The organism is Methanolapillus millepedarum (genome assembly GCF_032594115.1).
GTDB lineage: Archaea > Halobacteriota > Methanosarcinia > Methanosarcinales > Methanosarcinaceae > Methanolapillus > Methanolapillus millepedarum.
Genome location: NZ_CP131060.1, coordinates 1,264,338 through 1,280,219 on the forward strand (window position 1 = coordinate 1,264,338; position 15,882 = coordinate 1,280,219).

The 15,882-nt window shown below is 44.2% G+C and carries 7 protein-coding genes, 1 tRNA gene and 3 rRNA genes; 5 read left to right on the forward strand and 6 right to left on the reverse strand.

The window, feature by feature from the left end; genetic code table 11:
- The first annotated feature begins 399 nt into the window (after positions 1–399).
- The 5 genes from MsAc7_RS05935 to MsAc7_RS05955 all read left to right on the forward strand — a co-directional run bounded on the left by MsAc7_RS05935 (position 400) and on the right by MsAc7_RS05955 (position 7,494).
- Entirely contained in the window at positions 400–2,850 is a 2,451-nt protein-coding gene (locus MsAc7_RS05935; protein ID WP_338102007.1) for a hydrophobe/amphiphile efflux-3 (HAE3) family transporter, read from the forward strand.
- Complete coding sequence (locus MsAc7_RS05940) at positions 2,847–4,175, forward strand: COG1361 S-layer family protein (RefSeq protein WP_338102008.1); 1,329 nt, start codon at positions 2,847–2,849, stop codon at positions 4,173–4,175. Before MsAc7_RS05935 ends, MsAc7_RS05940 begins: the two co-directional genes overlap by 4 nt.
- 103 nt (positions 4,176–4,278) lie before the next feature.
- Entirely contained in the window at positions 4,279–5,397 is a 1,119-nt protein-coding gene (locus MsAc7_RS05945) for a COG1361 S-layer family protein (RefSeq protein ID WP_338102009.1), read from the forward strand.
- A gap of 411 nt (positions 5,398–5,808) precedes the next feature.
- The gene (locus MsAc7_RS05950; RefSeq protein ID WP_338102010.1) at positions 5,809–6,561 is read left to right on the forward strand and encodes a matrixin family metalloprotease; all 753 of its coding nucleotides are present in this window, start codon (positions 5,809–5,811) and stop codon (positions 6,559–6,561) included.
- A 243-nt stretch (positions 6,562–6,804) separates the two neighbouring features.
- Complete coding sequence (locus MsAc7_RS05955; RefSeq protein ID WP_338102011.1) at positions 6,805–7,494, forward strand: hypothetical protein; 690 nt, start codon at positions 6,805–6,807, stop codon at positions 7,492–7,494.
- On the opposite strand, the gene mtaA is transcribed toward MsAc7_RS05955, so the two are convergent.
- The 6 genes from mtaA to MsAc7_RS05985 all read right to left on the reverse strand — a co-directional run bounded on the left by mtaA (position 7,491) and on the right by MsAc7_RS05985 (position 15,852).
- The gene (gene mtaA / locus MsAc7_RS05960) at positions 7,491–8,522 is read right to left on the reverse strand and encodes a methylcobamide:CoM methyltransferase MtaA (protein WP_338102012.1); all 1,032 of its coding nucleotides are present in this window, start codon (positions 8,520–8,522) and stop codon (positions 7,491–7,493) included. The two genes, MsAc7_RS05955 and mtaA, sit on opposite strands and share 4 nt — an antisense overlap.
- A gap of 495 nt (positions 8,523–9,017) precedes the next feature.
- Positions 9,018–9,139: ribosomal RNA gene (gene rrf / locus MsAc7_RS05965) — 5S ribosomal RNA — on the reverse strand.
- Between the two features lie 155 nt (positions 9,140–9,294).
- Positions 9,295–12,222 (reverse strand): 23S ribosomal RNA (locus tag MsAc7_RS05970).
- Between the two features lie 280 nt (positions 12,223–12,502).
- A tRNA-Ala gene (locus MsAc7_RS05975) sits at positions 12,503–12,575 on the reverse strand.
- A 142-nt stretch (positions 12,576–12,717) separates the two neighbouring features.
- Positions 12,718–14,192: ribosomal RNA gene (locus tag MsAc7_RS05980) — 16S ribosomal RNA — on the reverse strand.
- Together the 16S, 23S and 5S rRNA genes with 1 tRNA gene alongside form the textbook arrangement of a ribosomal RNA operon.
- An 844-nt stretch (positions 14,193–15,036) precedes the next feature.
- Complete coding sequence (locus MsAc7_RS05985) at positions 15,037–15,852, reverse strand: hypothetical protein (protein WP_338102013.1); 816 nt, start codon at positions 15,850–15,852, stop codon at positions 15,037–15,039.
- Positions 15,853–15,882 lie beyond the last annotated feature (30 nt).

Here is a 15,882-nt window from a genome sequence, read left to right on the forward strand (position 1 = left end):
AAACCGGTCAACGGTTAAAAATGTTACCCTGAGAAGGACAACAGATTTTATATACATTATATACATTTTGCAGCTGTATAAAGTGTTACCTGAAAAGGAGTAACAGATTAAAAACAAATGAAATGATATCAATAAGAGGAATGTTCACGTGGAACGACACAACGGTTCACATTTAAAAATGTTACCCTGAGAGTAACAACACCGTTATATATATCTCATTCAATTGAAATGAAACTTAATATCCAAAATATATCAGTTGTTCAAAATAATAATAATTGTATACAATATAATAAATGAAAATGATATGAAAAATGTAAAAATTATGTAAAATAAAGTTTTATACTTCTGATTCATTCTGTCAAAATCTTTCAAATTTTTAAAAATAACAGAGGATAATTTATGTCATTGTCGTTATCAAACCTTTTCAAGAAAACGGGAGAACTCACGTTTTCAAAAAGATGGTTTGTTTTTTTCGGTTTCCTTGTCTTAATTTTGGTCAGCATGTATGGGATGAACTCCATTGCCATGTACTCCGGTATGGATACATTCATTCAGAAAGATTCCAAAATGTATCAAGATTTGGATCTTTATACCCGGTCGTTCAGCAACGAATCCGTTGTGATTATGATTGAAGGCGCCGACGTAAAAGATCCGGCTCTTTTGGAGGCTTCCGTCCGGTTTAGTGAAATGATGGTCAATGTTTCGGGCGTCAGCTCCGTTACAAGTCCGGCCGGGATCGTTGAATCTATAAATGAAAGGGTAACGGGCCGGTCAGAGATTCCGGCGACGGCTGAAGAAGTGGACGCTTTAATTGCGTTAGCCCCCGGTATTTTCGGTTCGCTGATTTATGATGACACTCACTCCTTAATTTTAGTGACGTACGGGAACCTGACGGAAACTCAAAAATCAGATGTTTTGGCCGCTTCAAAGGAAGCTGTTCTGTTTGCGGGATTTCCGCCCGGATACAATATTATTGTCACCGGACAAACGGCTCTCAACGAAGACATGAATATTGAAATGTCGTCCAGTATGGGAATTTTGTTGCTTCTCGCCGTTGTTTTAATGTTGGTCGCCTTGGTTTTTGTATTTAAAGGCGTTCGATGGAGACTTTATCCGCTTGCCATTGTGATGATGGGAATTATTTTTACGTTCGGATTTATGGGATTCGCCGGCATCAACATGACGATGGTATCCATTGCCGCGTTCCCGATTCTTATTGGTCTTGGCATCGACTACGCCATTCAGTTCCACAACCGCATTGAAGAAGAATTAAGAGAATGCACGACGCGCAAAGAAGCCGTAATTTCCACTTTTAAATATATGGGCCCCGCCGTCATTACGGCACTTGCGGTGACTTGTATCAGTTTCATATCCTTGTTGACATCGTCCATTCCGATGATTCAGGATTTCGGAAAACTGCTGATTATCGGCTGTGTATGCTGTTACGCCGCCGCCTTGTTTTTCGGCGTTTTGTCTGTTTATTTCTTGGACAAATTGTCCGAACGGCTGGAAAGCAAAAAACAAAAAACGGGAAAGCCGTACAAAGTGGCAAGTTTTTTGCTTCCGGAAGGATACAAAAAACAACAATGTGTCATTGATGCAAAAGGGAATGTTGCGCCGGCCCCGGGATCCGTCAAACAAGAAGATGTGCCGGAGAATTTCATTACGTCCACACTCAACAAAACGGTCAGTTTCACACTCAAACACAAAAAACTCATCTTCACGATTGCCATTATCACCGGCATTTTAGGCGTTTACGCGGATTCCACCATTCCGGCCGAAACAGATTACACAAAATACATTCCTCAAGACATGCCGGCTTTGGTTGATTTCAACCACATGAACACCGTCATGGGCGGATCTGACGCTATTAATATCATGATTGTGACGGAAGACATCGCGTCGCCTTACGTTCTCAAGTGGATGGACGAATTCGGAACATATGAGACGCAAAATCAGCTGTATGTTCTGAGCGCCGACAGTTTGGCGAATGTCGTCAAAGAATACAACGGCGGAACGATTCCGGACACTGAAGAAGAAATCCGTGCGATTTACGACCAACTTCCGGCGGGAACAATGGAGCGCTACTCCCGCGGCAACTCCATGCTGCTTCTCAACTTGAATATGGGAAACGCCTTTTCCACACTGCCGATGGAGAGCGTTAAATCATTCGTCGAATTGATTGAGGAAGACATTTCCTGGCACGGACTGCCGCCCGGAACAACCGCAACCATTACCGGACAAAGTGTTCCATACACGGAATTGCTGACATCCCTTTTGTCGGGACGTGTCGAACAGACCGTTCTCGGTCTTTTGCTTGTGTTTTTCGCGCTCCTGATCATTTACCGTGATTTTGTAAAAGCCTTTGCGCCCCTGATTACAATCGCGCTTGTGATCGGTTGGTCCGGACTTATTATGTATGCATTTAATATCGTTTACACACCGATGACGGCGGTGATGGGATGTATGATTCTCGGCGCCGGGTCGGAATATTCCATTTTATTGATGGAGCGTTTCTACGAAGAAAAAGGAAAGGGATTGATACCGATTGAAGCGATGCGAAAGACGGTGAAAAACACGGGAATTGCGCTGGTGGTTTCCGGAATTACAACAACTTTCGGATTCCTGGCGCTGACAGCGTCCGCATTTGGAATTATTTCCAGTTTCGGATTGGTGACCGTGATTAACATGCTCATGACGCTTTTGGCGTCATTCGTGATTTTCCCGCCGCTCATGCTGACGTTTGATAATATGAAAGAAAAGGGATTGAAAGGAACCTTATCAGAATTTAAAGAACATATCGAAAAGATGATTTATCGAAATAAAAAACAATCGGGGGCAACCCAATGATCGAAAATGATGAGAACAGCTCAAACAAAACCGTGAAAAAGCCGGCCAAAAACAAACTTCCAAAAGGAATGCGTTGGTTTGCGGTTGCGGTTTTCGTTTTAATTTTATTGAGCCCGATGGCATCCGCCGCATCATCCGCATACAGTTTTTTGCCGGTGATGGAATCGGATACTGTGGACTATTATCAAGGATACGGCGAGCCGGCACTTTCCGCATCGCTGGTCGGCAACCAGGAAATCGGCAAGGGCAAATCGGCGACACTGCAATTCGCGATTGCGAACAAAGGAACGCTTCGGCAAGTTAAAAGTATTGAATATGTCGGCAGCGCCGGTAGCGTATCGACACATACGATTGATGAACTCTATGACATCACCATCATACCGACTGATGCGGGAGCAACATATACGTCGGCTTATCCGATATCAGGCACCAACGGAAGTACAGCCGTCATTCTCCAATCCGACCTGTTGACTTTTACAAAAAGCAGCATGTACTTTGATGCCCTCAACCAAGTGGCTTCCGCCGAAAGGCAAATTGAAGCGGGCCGTGTGAACGCACAGGCTATTAACATCAACATGAGTTGCGACAGTCCGTATATTGAAGTGCTGACCGGATCGGATTATGTATATCTCGCCTCTTTGCAAAGCGGCGCTTACGATATGGTTTCCGCACCGATCCGAATCAGTCCGAATACGCCGGCCGGAACATATTACATCAACATGACCATCAATTATCAGTATCCGGATAACGCCAGGATGTTTAAATTCAACTCGTCCACGCTGTCCACATCTTTTATTTATTCCGACAAATACATTCAGGAATACAAAACGGAAACGGTGAACCTTCAAATCCCGTTTGTCGTCAAATCAAGCCCGGTCTTTGAAATCACGGAAATTAACGGGACGCTTCAAAACGGAACAACGAATACAATTGCCGTCACCTACACAAATGTCGGCGACAAAACCGCTTACGACGCCGAATGTAAAATCGATATGATGTATCCGCTCAGTTCCACCCGCAACAAGGGACTTTTGGGAGACGTGGCGCCCGGAGAATCCGTGACCATCAATTATCCGATTAAAGCTGATGCGAAAGCCGTCCCAAAAGTGTACGGCATCAACTCCGATATTCGTTATTATGATGAAAATGGCGACTTACAAATTTCTCCAAGCATCAAAATGAACATTGAAATGGCGGAACGGGTGACATTCCTGACACTTAAAAATATCATCATCGGCGTTGTCATTTTGTTTGTCGGCGCCATGGCTTATGATTTTTACAAGAAAAAGGGCCCAAAAGGAAAAGAAAACAATAAAATTCAATAAAAATTCAATAAAATAAAATTAACAATAAAAATAAACAAAAAACAATTCGAAATGTGATCTTATGTCAAACAAAATGTTTAAAACATCTTCTAAATGCTTAAATATGGCGTTGTTATTGGTTCTGCTTCTATCGGCAACGCTTTCCGTCGCGATTTGCGCGCCTGCCAACCAATCGTATTACGGAGATTTGGATAAAAACTATTATTCATTCTATGGAGCGCCTGACATTCACGCAAGTGTTCAGGGAAACGGGCAGCTCAACCGCGGACAAACATCTACCCTTTCTTTGGTTCTTTCAAACCAGGGTGTTCTTCAGGGATTTAAAACCGAAGTGGAGGTCAAAAGTTCCGGAAACACGATTGACCAACAACTCAATGCGACCCTTCAACAAATGGAAGTCGAAAACGTCGCCGGCGTTCTGACCGCTGTCGGCATGGTCGCGACACTTGAATCCTCAAATCCGGATATTCTGATTAAAACCGGACCGCAGGAAGCCGGAAGTTTACCGACCGGACAGACCACCATGCAGCCGATGCGTTACACTGTTGAAATCGGAAAAGATGTTCCGGCCGGAGAATACAACCTGACGTTGAATGTGACGTACAAACATCTCAGAAATGTCATTTACAGCGCCGATGCGGTTGACGATGGAACCGGAAACTTGAGCCGTGTCCGCAACTTAAACGCATCTTACTGGTATGATGAAAATGTAACCCAGTCCATTCCAATTAAGATTAATGTCAAAGAAGACACAAAATTTGAAATCGTCAGCGTTGAAAACAATATGAGAGCCGGAAGCGGCGGCGCTTTGAAGGTGACGTACAAAAACGTCGGCGAAATCCCCGCCAAAGACGCCTTTGTCCGCCTCAACACCGCAACGCCGTTCAGTACGACCGACGACCAATCTTACCTCGGAACCGTGAATCCGGGAGAGACGGCCGTAGCGTCATTCAAAATGAGTGTTGACAAAGATTCGGTTATTTACAACAAATTGTATGCCATTAACAGCGAAATTTTGTACAACGACAATTACGGTCACCAGCAAATTACGGATTCGCTCATGATTGAAGTTCAAATCGCAGAGGAAGAGGGAATCTCTCCGCTTGTCATCGGCATTGTCCTTGCGGTCATTGTCATTATCATTGCCGGCGGTGTGTTTTATTACTTCAACTACTACAAAAAGGGAAAGAAACTCAGTTTGAAGAAAGAAAAAGCGAATTAAAGTCGCTTTTCCTTTTTTTCTTTTTTACATCTGAAACTACTAACATTCCCTAAACATAAATTAAAAATATCTCATTTTGTTCTTCCTTTGGCTTTTTTATAATGGTCTATTTCTATTTTTACAATATTTTAACATTAAATAAATTATTTAAATTAGAACTAATTATAAATAGATTTAAATATATATAAATAAATATAGAACATTCCCACTACTAACATTCCCTATCAACATTCCCACTATCAACATTTCCACTATCAACATTTCCCTATCAACATTTCCCTATCAACATTTCCCTATCAACATTCTCATTACCAACATTCCCCTATCAACATTCTCATTACCAAACCAACACAAAAAATGAGACTTAAAATGAGATTCAAAAAAATATTTCTCTTTTGCTTTATGTTTTTGATGGCAACAGCTTCGCCTGTAAATGCTTATCAAGCAATGGATTGGAAATGGGAAGACTCTAATATTACGCTGACTTATACGCTGGAAGGAGAAGGAGCCATTCCGCCGGAATGGGTCGAACCGCTGAACGCCGCTCAAGAAACATGGAATGAAGCCGGGTCCGCCGTTCATTTTTCAAACGGTGAAAATGGGAACAATGTTTATTTGACTCAAATGCCGGCCGGTTACGCCAATAAAATCGGTTTGGTCTGGATTTCAATGCCGCCAAACCCGTCTAACGCAAATGTCACTCCGCCGGCTTACAATTCTTCCGACGTGCCTCTTCGTTACAAATACGTGGAAATTATTTTTAACATCAACACCACCGAATGGACAACCAACGGAAGCCGAACCGGCCCGGATGTTCAAGGCGTCGCAACGCATGAATTCGGACATGTTCTCGGCCTTGACCACAACACAAAAATTTCCACCTCTGAAACAATTATGGTTCCGAGCGGCTCGGATACAATCGCTCTCAGAAAACTTAAGTCGGATGACATTGCCGGTGTCCGGGCACTTTATCCAAAAACAAATGCAGGCGCGTCAATGGAAACCTCGGAAAATAATCACAATGAAAGCACCAACACAACAGCCAATTCCGGCAACAACCCGGGCTCCGGCAATACCGCCGACCAAAATGAAGGCGCCAAAAAACAACCGATTTTCGATTGGATTATCCTGAATATAAAAGATATATGGGCTTCATTTAAATGAAAATAAATGGACAAACGGCATATTTTGCCGATTTAAAAATATGTTCATCAGATAATACAATATAATTATAATATTTTAACTCTGTTCATTTTATAATAATAAATAGAATTAAATATATATGATTTATATTGTATTCAAAATAGTAAAATGGCTTCATTTATGAAAAGAATTACTGTCTTTCAGTTCAGTATTTTGATTGCCTTTACCGCAATAATATTGGCGGCTTGTATAGCAGTTGCTGTTATGACCCATGAAACAAACGCGTCAAATAATCCGTCAAATCCAACCGAACGCCGCGCTTTAACGGAAGCTGAACAAGCCTATTACAAAGAAATGTGGCGTTCTCACAACACTTCTTTTTTAACAGAAAACGAACCGGATTTTGACGGGTTGGATTCTAATTTATCGATTGCTGAATGTAAAAGTTTATCTGATATCGTCATCGTCGGAACGGTCGAAGAAGTTTACCCGAGCCGTTGGAATACAGCTGACGGCAACGAGCCGAATACCGTATCAATCGTAAACGGATATATCGTGACGGAAACCCTCATTTCCGTGGATTATTATTTGAAAGACAATCCCGATTTGTTTGAAAAATACAACATGAGCCACCAGGAAATTTTGATTGCCACCTATGGCGGAGAAGTGGACGATTGGTGCATGACCGGCGACAGTTGCTACAATTTTGTTCCGGGAGAACAAGTTCTTCTGTTTTTGCAACTCAATGAGACGGAAAAGATGACATCCGTTGATGAAGCCCCTCATTTTGAACCGTTCGGGCCATCTCTAACCTACCGGATCGTTGGCGGGGAACTCATCCGCGGACCACCTTATGATTCAACCGAAAATCTCGGTTTGTTCATGAAAGAATTGGAAACCGGAACGGGAAACGTGTGGAGCCGGATTACGGATATGGTTTTAAGAAGTAATTAATGTTCTAAATAATACTCATCTCTGGCTGCCACGAACGCTTTTAAATTTTCAAGCGGCGTTCTCGGCGCAATACCGCACCCTGGCGACAACATCCTTGTCCCGTCCGCAAGACATTGCTTTGCTTCTTTTTTGACAGTGTCCGGCGTTCCCAAAAGAAGTGTGCGCGCCGGCGAAACGTTGCCGATGAGACATACTTGGTTTCCAATCAATTTTGACGCGTCAGCCATATTCGTTTTTTCTTCAATGCTGATGCCCTGAAATCCCGATTTTGCCATCGGCTCAAGAATGGCGGTCGCGTCTCCACACATGTGAAGAAGCGAAAGCCCCCGAATTTTTTGAGTCAAATTTTTATAAACCGGAAGAACCATCGATTCAAACAGTGGCGGCGGAAAAAGATCCGGGCCCGCTTCCGAATCAACCAATAAAACGCCGTCAACATCGGCATCGTAAAGCATATTCGTATATTCGGCACAAACACCGGCGCACAAAACCATCAGTTCGGAAAGAAGATCCGGTTCTTGAATGCACCAGCGCAAATAGTTATGAACGCCGCAAACACAAGACGCCAACGCCGCCGGACCAAGAGCGCCGGCAATGAGCGGAATATCATCATTTCCGCCATCAAGTCTTTTTTGGATTAAACGAGTGGCTTCCAAAACAACGGAGACGCCTCTGCATTTGGAAAGATCAGGGAGATTCAACTTGGAAACATCTTCCTTCTTCTTGACCGGAAAATCAAGCTGATGCGGCTGCGAATCAAAAGTTCCTTCAGACATTGTGCATCCGAAAGCTTCCGGAAGTTCGAGTAAACTGAACGGATAGCGGACTGCTTCAAAGCCGACAAACGTATGGCCGGCAACAGCCAATGCCGCCATTTCTTCCGGATTGTAGTGGGCCTTTGGCCAAAATGCTTTGGACAAATTCATCAGGTCCACAGTTCCCGTTTGGGTGATGCTCAAAACCGGAACCTTATCCACCGGTTCCATTTTTACGGAGCGAATAAAACGTTCTTTCATTGTCAAATCCATAATGCCACAACCATTCAGAATATGAATACCTCATTGATAAACAGAAGTGAAAGTGTAAAATGACAGACAATTCATTTTGAAAAATATAAATTATCTGTTTGAAATAAAATACCCCGGGTTTTTTCAAAAATACGTTGTTAAAATCCAACCCGTTCTATTGTCCGCATACGCCCGCCTCACTCGAAAAAACAGAAACCGCCCCACACTCTTGCATGAAACTGCCAGATAGAAACCGCCCCGCCACCTTGCATGTACCCATCAGATAGAAACGCCCCTGACCTTCATTCATACGCCTGCCCGCTCTAAAAAATAGAAGCTGTGCAGTTCTCATATGTTGCAGCCGGACAGAAAAATGAAACCGCGGGTTCAGACGAAACACGGTCAAAACAGAAAATGAACTTTTAGATTCAAAAAGAATAGTATTACTGAAAAAAGTAATAGCAGATATATAATTCATAAAAAATGTTGGATGTTTGTGAATATATAAAGAAAGGCCTTTGGCAGCGATCAGTATTTCCCGAAGGCTCGCACACTTCAGTACCGTAAAGAACGCCGGCTGGCTTATCTTCTGTGTTCGGTATGGGTACAGGAGTTTCCCCGCCGCTATGGCCGCCAAAGACCTTTGCTTTAAGTTGGATGTAGGAACGGATTTTTTGTTTAAATTTGTTTTGGCATGTAGGGTGGATTGAGATTTTTTTTAAGAGAAATATTTTATATTTCGCTTAGATTTTTTTTCTTTTGGTTATATTCAGATATCGCCCGAAGAAACGTGTTTGTGATGGAACGGACAATTAGTGAACGCGGACTTAACACCTCGTTGCCTTGATGCTTACATCCCGTTTCTATTGACCTCATCTTTTATGAGTGTCCTTATTGATGTCTCTTTTTGAGTTTGATTTCGAGCTTAGATGCGTTCAGCTCTTATTCATTTGCGCGTAGCTGCCCTGCGTTGCCTTGTCAGACAACAGGTAGACCAGAGGCGCCGTTGCTCTGTTCCTCTCGTACTAAAAGCAACTTACCCTCAGACATCGGGCACTTCCGGTAGATAGTAACCAACCTGTCTCACGACGGTCTAAACCCAGCTCACGATCTCCTTTAATAGGCGAACAACCTCACCCTTGGCCGCTGCTGCACGGCCAGGATGGAAAGAACCGACATCGAAGTAGCAAGCTGCCGGGTCGATATGTACTCTTGCCGGCAACGACACAATTATCCCCAGGGTAACTTTTCTGTAGTTTTTGGCCCGCACCAAGCGGGCTCAAAAGTTCGCTAGAACCGACTTTCGTCTCGTCATCCCTTGTTGTGCGGAATAACGTCAGGCTGACTTATGCTCTTGCACTCTTCAGTGAGTTTCCGACCCACTTGAGTCAACCATTGCGCACCCTTGATATCTTTTCAAGGGCGTCCCGCCCCAGGCAAACTGCCCACCTATCGGGGTCCTCTCGGTTGAGAGTTAGAATCGTAATTCCAAAAGGGTAGTGTCCCACTTTCGGCTCCACGGATGCTGGCGCACCCGCTTCGACGCCTCCTACCTACACTGTACATTCGAAATCACAATTCAGCGACAGGCTGCAGTAAAGCTCCATGGGGTCTTCACTTCCCCCCGGAAGTCTCATGACTGTGCACATGAAAGTAAGCTTCACCGGATTCCAGTTTGGGACAGTAGAGCTCTCATTGATCCATTCATGCAAGTCGCCAATTAAGCGACAAGGTACTACGCTACCTTAAGAGGGTCATAGTTACCCCCGCTGTTTACAGGCCCTTCGTTCCGTTGAACCGGAGGTTGAGGTACCTGCACTGAGCAGGATTCAGAGATCGTACTCATCCTTACGGATTTGCGATCTCCTATGTTGATATTAGACAGTTGGAGCTCCCTGGTCACTGCGACCTGCTGTCTTCACAGCAGGCACTCCTTCTCCCGAAGTTACGGAGCTAATTTGCCGAATTCCCTAAACTGAATTACTCCGTCACGCCTTAGCCTTTTCAGCTAGGGGCACCTGTGTCGGATCTTGGTACGGACGTTTGACACCCTTTTCACGGGCTCATGGGTGCAACCGGCTTTCGTCATCACACATTCTCGAACTTCTCGCCATGACGGCTCTCCATTCGTTTCAATGCTTAAACGGCGCGACAGCGCCGCCCGGTCTTCCCTTAAGCGTCAGGATTTTTTGTCAACGGTACAGGAATATTAACCTGTTTCCCAATTCGATGCACTCGTGTTACGGTGCACCTTAGGACCGACTAACCCTCGGCTGATGATCATTGCCGAGGAAACCTGGCCCCTTCGGCGGTCAAGATTTTCACTTGACTATGCTGCTACTATTACCAGGATTTTCGTTTGCGCACGGTCCACAGGACCTCACGGCCCTGCTTCTGCCCGAACGCAACGCCCTCCTACAAGATTACCTTATACGGTACTCCATGGTATCGGTGGTCGGCTTAAGCCCCGTCAATTTTCGGGGCCCCAAACCTCGACTGGTGATCTGTTACGAACTCTTTAAAGGGTAGCTGCTTCTAAGCTAACCTTCCAGCTGTTTTGGGCTTGGGACGCCCTTTAGTGTTTACACTGAGCCGACACTTGGGGACCTTAACCATGGGCAGGGTTGTCTCCCTTACGCACTACAAGCTTACCCCAGCAGTGCGGACTCCGGCCGTCTTTGGTGTGGGTGGGTTTGGAGTTTGACAGGGGAGCGAAGAATTTCTTCCCCGGATTCCCCAATCAGTGCTCTACTCCACCAACGACCTCAAGCCAGGTCATGCTGCGACATGTTTCGGAGGGAACCAGCGGATGCCGGGCTAGATTAGCATTTCACTCCGAGACGTGGATCACGTGAATGATTTGCAGATCAATACCACTTGCGGTCCTCCACGCGGCTTTCGCTACGCTTCAACCTGTCCACGCCTAGATCGCCCGGCTTCGGGTCTTATCCCGGTGACTCCGCGCACTTGTATACGCCGTGCCTCACCTTGCGGTTGCGCACTTGTTGCTTTCGCTTTGGCTTCTTAAACGATTAATTAGCCTTCGCCACCAAGATAAACTCCCTGGCCCGTTCTTCAAAACGTAGGATACGACGCCGGCAGTTTCGCTCGTACACAAGCCTCGCGGCTTTTTCCTTCGCGAAAAAGATCCTTTCGCGCCGTATCGTTCCATAACCAACAGGTTTCAGGCACTTTTTACCTCCCTTCTCGGGGTACTTTTCAGCGTTCGGTCACCCTACTAATTCGCTATCGGACTCAAGAGGTATTTAGTTTTGGAGATTGGTGTTCCCCTTATTCGCGCGAGATTTCCGACCCACGCTACTCCGGATCAGGCCTTTTTCCTTTTATGTTCACCGACGTGACTATCACACTCTATGGTCTGCCGTTTCAGGCAAGTTTGGTTTGATAATGCCGGAAAAATATAGCCGTCCATAAACCACATCTCCGCCTTATTCCTAAAGCGGATTCAGTTTGAACTCTGCCGTGTTCAATCGCCTTTACTAACGGCATCTCATTTGATTTCTCTTCCTGCCCCTACTAAGATGTTTCAATTCGGGGCGTTCCTGATCATGACTGATCGACGCTTTCGCGTCAAGATTCCCATTCGGAGATCTCAGGTTCATCGGCTCCTTGCGCCTACCCTGAGCTTTTCGCAGCTTGGCACGTCCTTCATCAGCCCTTGAGCCGAGCCATCCACCTGTTGGCGTTATACCAGCACAAACCGTTTCTTCAGTTAGCGTCTGATATAACCAAAAGTTGTTTTCATATTCTCTGGTTGGTTATGAAAACGTTTAAACAAATTCATGCGGTTTTGGCAGCATATCCAAATTTCCGCACTGTCGTCGAATTTGTTTTTTTGTCTCAATCCTCTACATGACTTCACGCAAACCCGAATGGCTGTTCAGGTTTAATCCGTCCTTCCCCCGCGAAAATTCACGGAGTGCATTGAAATATCCTTTGAGGAATCGAACCTCAAACTGTTTTTAAGAACAGTTTTCCGATGGACTTGTGGGGATTTGAACCCCAGGCCTCTCCCTTGCAAAGGGAGCGATCTTCCAGCTGATCTACAAGCCCCTGTTGTTGAAAACGGGTTTATTCCCGTTTTGGGGGTTTGCGCCCGCTGCTTTTGGCAGACTTTTTTGTTATCTGCTGTTTTTGTTTTTATATTTTATTTGTGACCTGATGTTTTTTCGGCATCTGACGGTGATTTTTTCTTAGGAGGTGATCCAGCCGCAGATTCCCCTACGGCTACCTTGTTACGACTTAACCCCCCTTGCAAAATTCAGGTTCGAATACGGCACTTTGTCCATACCCTCACCCATACCTCACTCGGGTGGTTTGACGGGCGGTGTGTGCAAGGAGCAGGGACGTATTCACCGCGCTATGTTGAAACGCGATTACTACGGATTCCAGCTTCACGAGGGTGGGTTTCAACCCTCGATCCGAACTTAGAACGGGTTTATGAGATTAACATCCCCTTTCGGGGTAGTGACCCATTGTCCCGTCCATTGTAGCCCGCGTGTAGCCCAAGGGATTCGGGGCATACTGATCTACCGTAGCCCGCACCTTCCTCCGGTTTAGCACCGGCGGTCCCCACAGAGTCCCCAACTATCCGAAGATATTGCTGGTAACTGTGGGCACGGGTCTCGCTCGTTGCCTGACTTAACAGGATGCTTCACAGTACGAACTGGCGACGACCATGCACCTCCTCTCAGCGATTCAGGTAAAGTCTTCAGCTTGACCTACATATTGCTGTCTCCCCTGGTGAGTTTTCCGGCGTTGAGTCCAATTAAACCGCAGGCTCCACCCGTTGTTGTGCTCCCCCGCCAATTTCTTTAAGTTTCAGCCTTGCGGCCGTACTTCCCAGGTGGCTCGCTTCACGGCTTCCCTTCGGCACCAGACATAGTCACGCCATGCCTGACACCTAGCGAGCATCGTTTACGGCTGGGACTACCCGGGTATCTAATCCGGTTCGTGCCCCCAGCTTTCGTCCCTCACCGTCGGACTCGTTTTGGTAAGGCGCCTTCGCCACAGGTGGTCCCACAAGGATTACAAGATTTCACTCCTACCCCTGTAGTACCCCTTACCTCCCCCGATCCCAAGACCGGAAGTATCCGCTGACAGCCCGGATGTTGAGCATCCGGATTTCCCAACGGACTTCCCGGTCCGGCTACGGACCCTTTAGACCCAATAAAAGCGGCTACCACTCGGGCCACCGGTATTACCGCGGCGGCTGGCACCGGTCTTGCCCGGCCCTTGCTAACGCTTACGACTTAAGTAAGCGGACAGCCCGCATTTGATGCGAGCACTCGGTGTCTCCTTATCACAGTTTCCTGCATTGTAAAGTTTTCGCGCCTGCTGCGCCCCGTAGGGCCTGGATTCATGTCTCAGAATCCATCTCCGGGCTCTTGCTCTCACAACCCGTACCCGTTGTCGGCTAGCGGGTACCTTACACCCGCTACAACCTGATAGGCCGCAGACCCATCCTCAGACGAAATTCTTTCACTCTCTAAGCAATTCCAGCAGAAGAGAATTATCCGGAATTATCCTCAGTTTCCCGAGGTTATGCCGGATCTGAGGGCAGGTTATCCACGTGTTACTGAGCATTACGCCATGTTCACGAAGAACATTTGACTCGCATGGCTTAGGCAAACACCGATAGCAGTAACCTCCGGCAGAATCAACCGGAATTACATGCGCAACATTTTACTGTTGCCTGCACAACTTTTATCTTTTTTTAATTTTGGAAAGTTAAAACTCAAATCTATATGGCCAAGGAATTACAATCAAAGAATAAAGCGCTTACACAAATCTCTAAATCTTAGTTCTAAAATTCAAAAACTTGGAAAAACTACCAATCTCTAATATTGCATTCGCTTGCATCACATTTGGTTTTAATGTTTCAATACACTCTTTTAAAAGTGTTTTTTGGTTTACCTTAAACTTGGTTAAGATTGTAAAAAACACCGTCAGAGTTTACCGAAACATCAGGTCACATATCAGTCAGGAAAAAACTCCGGACCTCATTAATAATTGAATAATCGTAATTTTTTAACTTGAAACAATACCATAAGACATTGTAACAAGCACTTTTCATCGCATGATGAGAAGGAATCCTACTACATCACTGGGAATATATAAGGATTTTGCTGAATTCAATTATTTCCATTTTTAAAAAAAAAGAATGATTCGTCGTGCATGAAATTAATTAATTAATTCCAAAAACTCAGCCATGTCCTGATTTCGATAAATGGACATAAACCCGATAACAATGAAAAAATATAATTAAAAATAAAAACAAAAATAATACTCATGGCGAGCGATATTGACACTTCGTCTATCATTAGCGTTCGCCAAGAAATGGCTCCCCCCTCTAATAATCTTACTAACTCCGGCATAAAATACAAATGAAAGCAGCATCTACGGAAATGATAAAATACAACATTCTATCAAAGAGATGATGTTTTGTTTATTTAATATTTGAATTATATATACCACCCGGATTTTCCAAAGAAACCGATATTGTACCCCGAGTTCATGACATTTCATTTTGAGATTCTGCCCTGTTAAAGCCTATCTCCTTTCGTTTTCTTTCATCTTCTGCACGTTTTTTTCTATCTTCTGAACGTTTTAGGCTATTTTCATCACGTTTTTTATCTTTTTCTGCACTCCATCTTCTAAAATCTTCAATTGTGCCATTTGGATTTTTAATTTCCCATTCTTGAAACTTTCTATCTTCTGAACGTTTTTTTCTATTTTTTTCGTTACGTTTTTTATTTTTTTCGTTACGTTTTTTATTTTCTTCTGCACGCTTTTTTCTATTTTCTGCACGCTTTTTTCTATTTTCTTCGTTACGTTTTTTATTTTCTTCGTTACGTTTTTTATTTTCTTCTGCACTCCATCTTCTAAAATCTTCAATTATACCATTTGGATTTTTAATTTTCCATTCTTGAAATTCCAACTCCTCGCATCGTTTTTTATTTTCATCGTTACGTTTTTTATTTTCTTCTGCATGTTTTTTGTTTTCTTCTTTGCACTTTTTATTTTCTTCTGCACGTTTTTTGTTTTCTTCTTTGCACTTTTTATTTTCTTCTGCACGTTTTTTTCTATTTTCTTCGTTACGTTTTTTTCTATTTTCTTCGTTACGTTTTTTATTTTCATCGTTACGTTTTTTATTTTCTTCTGCACTCCATCTTCTAAAATCTTCAATTATACCATTTGGATTTTTAATTTTCCATTCTTGAAATCCCAGTTCCTCTCGTTTTATTTCGTCTGCTTTATTTTTCTTTGCTTCTTCTTCTAGTTGTTTTTTATACCCGTATTTACTACTGTATGGGTCGTCACCCGCCATTATAAAGCCCCCCAAAATCAATATTGACAA

Excerpts from the sequence above, each read along its gene's own strand:
- MsAc7_RS05935 (WP_338102007.1), top strand. The coding sequence starts at position 400 with ATGTCATTGTCGTTATCAAACCTTTTCAAGAAAACGGGAGAACTCACG.
- MsAc7_RS05940 (WP_338102008.1), top strand. The coding sequence starts at position 2,847 with ATGATCGAAAATGATGAGAACAGCTCAAACAAAACCGTGAAAAAGCCG.
- MsAc7_RS05945 (WP_338102009.1), top strand. The coding sequence starts at position 4,279 with ATGGCGTTGTTATTGGTTCTGCTTCTATCGGCAACGCTTTCCGTCGCG.
- MsAc7_RS05950 (WP_338102010.1), top strand. The coding sequence starts at position 5,809 with ATGGCAACAGCTTCGCCTGTAAATGCTTATCAAGCAATGGATTGGAAA.
- MsAc7_RS05955 (WP_338102011.1), top strand. The coding sequence starts at position 6,805 with ATGACCCATGAAACAAACGCGTCAAATAATCCGTCAAATCCAACCGAA.
- mtaA (WP_338102012.1), bottom strand. The coding sequence starts at position 8,522 with ATGGATTTGACAATGAAAGAACGTTTTATTCGCTCCGTAAAAATGGAA.
- MsAc7_RS05985 (WP_338102013.1), bottom strand. The coding sequence starts at position 15,852 with ATGGCGGGTGACGACCCATACAGTAGTAAATACGGGTATAAAAAACAA.